This window comes from Imhoffiella purpurea, from assembly GCF_000585215.1.
Classification (GTDB): domain Bacteria; phylum Pseudomonadota; class Gammaproteobacteria; order Chromatiales; family Chromatiaceae; genus Imhoffiella; species Imhoffiella purpurea.
Window position 1 is genome coordinate 91,967 of sequence record NZ_AONC01000035.1, and the last position, 7,393, is coordinate 99,359.

The following is a 7,393-nucleotide window of genomic DNA, read 5'->3' on the forward strand; positions in this document are numbered from 1 at the left end:
GAGAGCCGGGTCTCGCAGGGCGCAATAGGCCGCCTTCAACGGGTGCCTACACGGCTTCGATGCCGTCGATACGCTCGATGCATTGCAGACCGATCGACTCCGGAGCGGCCGTATTGCGCCGTATCGCCGTATGCAAACGACGAACGGGGTCGGAACCTCAATGCTCTTTCCCATGCGGCGCAATACGCTATCGCTATTGCGCCCTACGCCGGATCGCAAACCGCGCTTGAATGCGCGCCGAAGCCAGATGGATCGAGAACCATGAACATCCTGATCGCCGATGACGACGCCATGCAGCGCGAGCTGCTCGGCGGATTCCTGGAGAAGCGGGGACATCGGGTCCTCGCCGCCGCCGACGGCGAGGAGGCGCTGAGGCTCTTCGGGCAGGCGCCCGTCCAGCTGGCACTGCTCGACCATCGCATGCCCGGCCTGACCGGCGATCAGGTGCTGGAGCGGATGAAGGCCCGCAACCCGCTGGTCCGCGCCATCATGATCACCGCCTATGGCGAGGTCTCCACCGCGGTCAGCGTCATGAAGCTGGGCGCCGACGACTTCCTCGAAAAGCCGGTCGATCTCTCCCGGCTACTGGACAAGATCGACGACCTGGAACAGCAGATCGCGATCGCCGACGACCTGGACGAGCTGGTCCGGGCGGTCGAGGAGGCGCCGCTGCCGCTCGACATCATCGGCTCCAGCCCGGCAATGCGGGACACCCTCTCGCGCGTGCGCCGCATCGCCGACAGCCCCTGGAGCGTGCTCATCCAGGGCGAGACCGGCACCGGCAAGGAGCTGATCGCGCGGCTCATCCATCTGCTCGGACCGGACCCGAACGCGCCATTCGTCGAGGTCAACTGCGCCGCCATCCCCGAGAGCCTGTTCGAGAGCGAGCTCTTCGGGCACGAGAAGGGATCCTTCACCGGAGCCGACCGCCAGCACAGGGGACGCTTCGAGCAGGCGCGCGGCGGCACGCTCTTCCTCGACGAGGTCGGCGAGCTGTCCGCTGGCCTCCAGTCCAAGCTGCTGCGCGCGCTGCAGGAGAAGCGCATCAGCCGGGTCGGCGGCGAGCGCGACATCGCCGTCGAGGTCCGGGTGGTCGCCGCCACCAACCGCGACCTGCGCGCCATGGCCGAGTCGGGCACCTTCCGAGAGGATCTCTATTTCCGGCTCAACGTACTCGACGTCCAGCTGCCGCCGCTGCGCCAGCGGCGCGAGGACATCCCGGCACTGGTCGAACACTTCCTCGCCCGCTATGCCAGACGCCCCACCCGGCTCGCGCACGAGGCCCTCGACGCGCTCATGCGCTACCAGTATCCGGGCAACGTGCGCGAACTCGAACACATCATCCAGCGCACCTTGACACTGGCGCGCGGCGCCAGGCTCCAGCGCTCGGATCTCCCGGACGAGGTGCGCCGGGCCGAGCCGCCGGATCAGGGCGCGCTCCAGGAGCGGCTCGACAGCGTCGAGCGCGAGATGCTCCTGGACGCGCTCGACAAGAGCGACTGGATCCAGACCCGCGCCGCCGACCGCCTCGGCATCAGCGAGCGAGTGCTGAGATACAAGATGGGGAAATATGGGATTCGGCGGAGGGAATGACGCGAGGCTGAAAGCGCTGACAGCGGACCTCGGCCATCGGGCGCAAGATCCCGATGCCCTGCGACGGGATGTCGCTGGAAACCGATGGCAACGATTATCTGGAGGAAACCAGGATGGGCCGCAGACCTTGCGCCCATCCGGTCACGCCCCTATCTGGCCACCAGTGGTCCATGTGTCGGACCGCTGGAGCCGTCGTCCTATTCCGTTCCCGCACACCTCTATAGGCGGGAACATGCATCGATCGAAGCGAGCGGCGGCTCACCACATCATCAGGAGCAGTCCCCAACCCGGCAGGACGCGGCATGCGTACCTCGGGAGGATCCGGCATCTCTCGCGGATCCTGCGTCGACTAGGCTCCGGATGGGCGAGGTCGGCGTCATCTACGACAACCGATAAGAGCCCACCTTAGGAGCAGATGATGAAACGTCCCCTCGGCACGCTCGCGCTCATCCTGATCGCCATCACACTGAGCGGCAGTCTCCTGGCCAACGACCGGTACGGCAAGCAGAAGGTCGTCTACCACATCAACAGCGACGATCCCCAGACTCAGGTTGCCGCACTGCGGAACGTACGCAACCATCTCGACGCCGTCGGGACAGAGAACATCGAACTCAAGATCGTCATGCACGGCGACGGCGTGTCGCTGGTGATGGATCCGGACTATCTGGAGGGAACCAAGATGAAGGCCGCCAACGCGGACCAGGAGATGCAGGCCCGCATCGTCGGCCTCAAACAGCGGGGCGTCGCCTTCGAGGTCTGCGCCAACACGCTGAAGGGACGCAACATCCCCAGGGATGCGCTCTATGACGTCAACGACGCGGACATCGTTCCGAGCGGCGTGGCCGAACTCTCGCGGCTGCAGCAGATGGGATTCACCTACATCAAGCCCTGAGCGGCGACTGCCCGCTGCCTGGACCGGGAAGACCGGTCCGGGCGCAAACAACCTCCGACATGACCGCTTGCCGTCCGCCGAAACGATCCCGCTACGAACAATTGTCGACTAAACCGTCACATCGATCTTTTGAGGCATACTGGAGATAATGGATCGTAGATATATGCTTCAGATATATCTGTCTTTTCAGCCTAATTCCACCTCGAGATCCAACGCCAACCTAAGCATATCCTTGAGTTGAATTCCATCCTCATAGATCGGCCCGTCGTAATTGGACAGAAAGAAGTCTTTTTCTATTGCGTCCACGCGAAAACCTTCGCGTTGATAGAAGGCCAACTGATACCCGAATGTCCCCGTCCCTACTTCCAACCGCTTTACCTTGGCCCGACGAGTCGAGACGATCACATGTTGAAGCAACTTCCTGCCGATACCACTCCTTTGATATTCCGGCGCAACAGAGATGTTCATCAACTCTTGCACATCGGCTGAGACGGGCTGAACAATACACGCACCAACAACCTGGCCTTTCAATATTGCGACAAAGCATCTGGATCGACTTAGGTAGCCTTCGACCTTCTCCTTCGAAGGATCTGCCTGCAGAAGCAGCCCCATTGGCACTTCCGATCCTGTCACCTCTTCTATCATCATCGAATATACCATAGCTTCATTTCTTAAGATTACGAAGAGCGACTCCTCGAAAACCCGTACCCATGTGTACTCTAGACTCATCCTGTCGATAGAAGTTTATACATCCGGATACACTCGAGTCTCACTCCATCAGGAAGCTCATGAAATGTCTTATCTTCACCGATATAACCGTGGAGTAGATAGAACCCATGCGCATTGATCGTTGAGCACAAGGTCAATCGTTCGACATTTTCCTTCGAAGCCCTGGCCTCCAGATCCAGCAGCAGACGACTCCCGACACCTGTCCCCTTGACCTTGGGATGAATATACATCGCCGCTATCTCTTTCTGTTTCAAATCCAAGATCCCAAGACCAATGATTTCTCCCTCATCCTCGGCGACGATCATGACTTTGTCTTTGATGGCATTTTCATAGATATCTGGAGCAATAATCCCTATCCAACCCCCTATGTCTTGCGCGGAGTAAGCTCCAGAACACAAACCCTCAATAGAGGCTCTATGCGTCGCAGCGATACTTACCGTATCGGCCATTCCTGCGGAACGAATAACCATTTGACCCTATCTTTGCATTACGATTCAATCAACCATCTACTACCACACAGGCACGACATGGGGCTCTAACATCGAGTCGAATACGCGATATTGGATCACGCAACGAATCCATTGTTATGCAGCGAACCTAACAGCGGCCATAAATGCACCGAGTTTTTCTTCGTCCAATGCGCCGGCAGTGCGAACGCCCGTGCAAAGGTCGACACCGAACGGTCGAACCTGTTCGATCGCCAGATTCACATTCTCGGAGTTCAAGCCACCGGCCAGAAACACCGGAACTCCCGACCTTTTGACGATCTCAGCGCTCAAGGACCAATCATGCGTTCGACCTGTACCACCGAGTTCTTTAACCTGAAGTGACTGATTCCCTGAATCGAGCAGAATCGCATCGACTTCGCGGCCTGTCTCCAGCGCCTCCTCTACGGAATTTTCATCGGTGACGTGGATGACCTGGACGAGGTCCACGCCCGGAAGCGCTTTGCGTATCCTCTCATGAACCCCGCGTGGCAGCCGGTCGCATAACTGCAGTGTATTTGCTCCGGTACGTTTCTGCTGATCCACGATATCATCCGGGTCCGTTCGACTCGTAAGAAGAAAAGTGGCGATGGCAGGAGGAACCTCTGCAACGATCTCGCCGATCAAATCTTCTGAAATGACACCTGGACCGCTGGGCATCTCAGATACGAATCCAAGCGCCGATGCTCCGCACCTTATAGCGAGGAGCGCCTCCTCGATAGAACCGATACAGCAAACCTTGACCCTTGTCATAAGACTATTTCCGTTGATCAACGCCTTGGCTAAGGCGACCCACACCGCGCCCCGCCAGGACTTCAGGACACGTTGGAACGAAGCGAAGAAGGACTGCGGCCGTAGCCGCGCCTTCATTTGATGAAATCTCATCGAAGTTCGAGGCCGAAACCCTGGAGCGATCCACCCTCCCTTCTCATCCTGAGGTTGCAAATCCAGCATGCGTCCCAATGCTTCCTCAGAAGCACAGAAGCATGCATCGAACGCCCGGGTGCGCGCTCTCATCCAGAGGAGTAAGACCGTGGAATACAACCAGAGCTTTGCCGTGGGAGAGGCCATCGCGCTCGTCGGATTTGTGGCCTGGCTCATCTACATCAACTCGTCGAGTTCGGGTAGCCGTTCCAGCAGCGATCGGCCCGAGCAAAAAGCGGGAGGGGACGACTCGGATCGGACCTGAGCCTTCCAGGCAGCCGGAATCGGACGCCTCTGCGTCCAAGGAAGGATCCTGATCTCCCGATCACCGCCACCACCAGCCTCGAGACATCCGAAGACATTCATCAGCGAATGGTGTGATTCACTCGGATACTCGTCTGATCGATCGCCAGGCGCTCCGCATGGATGGCGGGAGACGCCGATGGCAGAACCTCCCACTCACCGTGACGCCCTGAGCCATAACCTACACGAGGAGGCCGCCGCCTGAAAACCGGTAGGTTGGGCCGACGCAAGGAGGCCCAACATGCCACGGCGCCTAAACTCTGGCACCTGCGCCCCAACCTCCAAACCAGCCGTTTCACGGCAATCCCGGCTTGCCCGGCACGGAACGGCGGGCCAGAATCCGCCCATGCTTCAGATCACCGCCGCCATCCGTATCCCGGAATCCGAGCTCTCCGAGCGCTTCATCCGCTCCCCCGGACCGGGCGGACAAAACGTCAACAAGGTCGCCACGGCCGTCCAGCTGAGCTTCGACGTCGCACGCTCGCCCTCGCTTCCGGAGGACGTGCGTCGGCGTCTGAACGGGCTGGCCGGGCGGCGGATCGACGGGGATGGCGTGCTGACGATCGAGGCCCATCGCTTCCGCACCCGCGAGCGCAACCGCGAGGACGCCCGGGAGCGTCTGGCCGATCTGATCCGCCAGGCCGCGCACCGTCCCAAGCCGCGCATCGCCACCCGTCCCACCCGAGGCTCCAAGGAGCGCCGGCTGGCGTCGAAGAAGCTTCGCGCCCAGGTCAAGCAGACACGGTCCCGGCGGACCACAGAGGACTAGCCGCTCAGCCCGCCGAGCCGGCGCAGCGGATCCTGCCCGTAGAAGCGTTCGAGCTGAGCGTAGACCCGCGGATACTCCTCGACGAGCAGACCGGGGATCTCGAAGAAGGCCTCGCTGACCACGGCGAAGAACTCGGCCGGCGATTCGGTCCCGTAGGGATCGATCGGCGTGTCCTCGCCCGAATCGGCACGGCGGCAGAGGTCGGCATAGGCATCCGCGAAGGTGCGCTTCCAGTCCGCGCCCGACATGCCCTTGTGCAGCGGCGGACAGCCGTTGGTGCTGCCCGAGCGCCCGTCCAGCTTGTGCGCCAGCTCGTGGATGACCACGTTGTGGCCATCCAGCTCGCCGTCCTGGCGGATGTCCTCCCAGGAGAGGATGACCGGCCCCAGATCCCAGGACTCGCCGGCCTTGACCGTGCGATCCACCCAGACCACGCCGTCGTCGCCCATCACCTGATGCTCGGGGACGAAGGCGTCCGGATAGAGGATGACCGAGTACCAGCCGCCGTACCAGTCGAGCCCCAGCTCGAGCACGGGCAGCGCGGCCAGGAGGGCGATCCTGAGACGCATGGGGTCCGTCAGGACGAGCCCCTGCACGGGTTCGAGGCTCTTGTCGTCCAGGAAACCGAGGGCGAGCCGACGGAGCCTGGCGCACTGATCGTCGTCCAGACCCTGGAGCTGCGGCAGCGATCGCCAGGCCTGCTCCCAGTCCTTGGCCCCGAAGGGATCCCGCTCGCCGTGCCTGGACAGTGAACGCCACCAATGCGCGAATCGCCCGAGCTCGGCCGTCATCAGCGGCCGTCCTCATTCGCGACGTCCGATTCCGGCACCATCCCGACGCCGATCTCGATCCAGTAGGGCTCGGCCCCGCAGGAACCGCAGCCCTCCCAGACGGCGATGCCATCGTGCATGCTCCGCACAGGCGATTTCGGCTCGGACGCGGCCTTGGATGGCGGACATGTCGAGCGAAGAACCGGACACGCGGTCGCTGGAGCCCGATCGGCTGGAGGTCTTGGCTGGATCATGGATGTCGCCCTATCGAATGCTGTCGCGGGAAAGACTACACCGCCTCTCGCACGGCCCGCGAGACTCCATGAATTGGGGCAACCCTGGACAATATCGACGACCACCCAAGCCGAAGCGGATTCAGACCCCGTCCATAGGCGGTTTCCCGACCTGGCCGGACGGCAAGCCCCAGAAAAGGATCCGCGTCATCGAGCCGACCGTCTCCGGGCTGGGGCCCATGCAAAACGAGGACGAACATGCATCGAATGCGAGGAACTTGAAGATCGGGGATCCTCTCGAGAGTCCAGAAAGGATGATGGCATATGCCTGGCGCGCCTGATCCAGGCGAGTGACGGGAGAGACCACCTGGACCTTGATGGCAGCCAACATGAGGAGAGTAACCATCCCCCGGCAAAGCCGGGGGCTTTCTGATCGCGGGCCCCTCAAAGGGGCCGGATCGCGATCGTAGTCAAACGCTGAAATGTTCTGGCTTCATTCAGGCGTCAGTGATCGCTTTGAGCTAATCAGCGGCCTTACCGTGAACTTCCACAAAAGAGATGGAAACCTCATGAAGCCAAGCCGCTTCAGAACAGACTCCCGTAACGGGTGCGGCCTCCGCATGATGTCCTCAGCAGCAGCATTCAGCGCCAAATTGATCGATTTTCTCCCAGAACTGAGTCCAACGTCCGGTGGT

9 protein-coding genes are annotated in these 7,393 nt (G+C 61.2%); 4 read left to right on the plus strand and 5 right to left on the minus strand.

Translation table 11 applies throughout. The annotated features are described in order from the left end of the window. The first annotated feature begins 261 nt into the window (after positions 1-261). Both D779_RS23135 and D779_RS11815 read left to right on the plus strand, forming a co-directional pair. Positions 262-1,593 carry a sigma-54-dependent transcriptional regulator gene (locus D779_RS23135; RefSeq protein ID WP_043754135.1) on the plus strand — a complete coding sequence of 444 codons (1,332 nt, stop codon included), beginning with the start codon at positions 262-264 and terminating at the stop codon, positions 1,591-1,593. Between the two features lie 418 nt (positions 1,594-2,011). After that, the gene (locus D779_RS11815) at positions 2,012-2,485 is read left to right on the plus strand and encodes a DsrE family protein (RefSeq protein ID WP_052348081.1); all 474 of its coding nucleotides are present in this window, start codon (positions 2,012-2,014) and stop codon (positions 2,483-2,485) included. A 186-nt stretch (positions 2,486-2,671) separates the two neighbouring features. Here the strand turns inward: D779_RS11815 and D779_RS11820 are convergent, their stop codons facing one another. The 3 genes from D779_RS11820 to D779_RS11830 all read right to left on the minus strand — a co-directional run bounded on the left by D779_RS11820 (position 2,672) and on the right by D779_RS11830 (position 4,653). After that, complete coding sequence (locus D779_RS11820) at positions 2,672-3,133, minus strand: GNAT family N-acetyltransferase (RefSeq protein WP_232424167.1); 462 nt, start codon at positions 3,131-3,133, stop codon at positions 2,672-2,674. Between the two features lie 77 nt (positions 3,134-3,210). Further along, entirely contained in the window at positions 3,211-3,684 is a 474-nt protein-coding gene (locus tag D779_RS11825; RefSeq protein WP_081763479.1) for a GNAT family N-acetyltransferase, read from the minus strand. 114 nt (positions 3,685-3,798) lie between these two features. Then, positions 3,799-4,653: a phosphoribosylanthranilate isomerase gene (locus tag D779_RS11830; RefSeq protein ID WP_198295712.1), complete on the minus strand. Its 855-nt coding sequence runs from the start codon at positions 4,651-4,653 to the stop codon at positions 3,799-3,801. 79 nt (positions 4,654-4,732) lie between these two features. On the opposite strand from D779_RS11830, the gene D779_RS11835 reads away from it, so the two are divergent. Further along, complete coding sequence (locus D779_RS11835; RefSeq protein ID WP_157726388.1) at positions 4,733-4,888, plus strand: hypothetical protein; 156 nt, start codon at positions 4,733-4,735, stop codon at positions 4,886-4,888. Positions 4,889-5,272: 384 nt separating this feature from the next. Then, a complete protein-coding gene (gene arfB / locus D779_RS11840) occupies positions 5,273-5,695 on the plus strand; it encodes an alternative ribosome rescue aminoacyl-tRNA hydrolase ArfB (protein ID WP_043754146.1) in 423 nt (140 codons plus the stop codon). Here the strand turns inward: arfB and D779_RS11845 are convergent. Next, the gene (locus tag D779_RS11845; protein WP_043754150.1) at positions 5,692-6,486 is read right to left on the minus strand and encodes a M90 family metallopeptidase; all 795 of its coding nucleotides are present in this window, start codon (positions 6,484-6,486) and stop codon (positions 5,692-5,694) included. The genes arfB and D779_RS11845 overlap by 4 nt on opposite strands. A 705-nt stretch (positions 6,487-7,191) precedes the next feature. Further along, positions 7,192-7,393 (minus strand): hypothetical protein (locus D779_RS22870; protein ID WP_232424168.1); only part of this gene is annotated, 202 nt, incomplete at its 5' end.

What these genes read in the sequence shown, in the direction of transcription:
- arfB (WP_043754146.1), top strand. Translation starts at nt 5,273, where the DNA reads ATGCTTCAGATCACCGCCGCCATCCGTATCCCGGAATCCGAGCTCTCC.
- D779_RS11825 (WP_081763479.1), bottom strand. Translation starts at nt 3,684, where the DNA reads ATGGTTATTCGTTCCGCAGGAATGGCCGATACGGTAAGTATCGCTGCG.
- D779_RS23135 (WP_043754135.1), top strand. Translation starts at nt 262, where the DNA reads ATGAACATCCTGATCGCCGATGACGACGCCATGCAGCGCGAGCTGCTC.
- D779_RS11815 (WP_052348081.1), top strand. Translation starts at nt 2,012, where the DNA reads ATGAAACGTCCCCTCGGCACGCTCGCGCTCATCCTGATCGCCATCACA.
- D779_RS11820 (WP_232424167.1), bottom strand. Translation starts at nt 3,133, where the DNA reads ATGATGATAGAAGAGGTGACAGGATCGGAAGTGCCAATGGGGCTGCTT.
- D779_RS11845 (WP_043754150.1), bottom strand. Translation starts at nt 6,486, where the DNA reads ATGACGGCCGAGCTCGGGCGATTCGCGCATTGGTGGCGTTCACTGTCC.
- D779_RS11830 (WP_198295712.1), bottom strand. Translation starts at nt 4,653, where the DNA reads ATGCTGGATTTGCAACCTCAGGATGAGAAGGGAGGGTGGATCGCTCCA.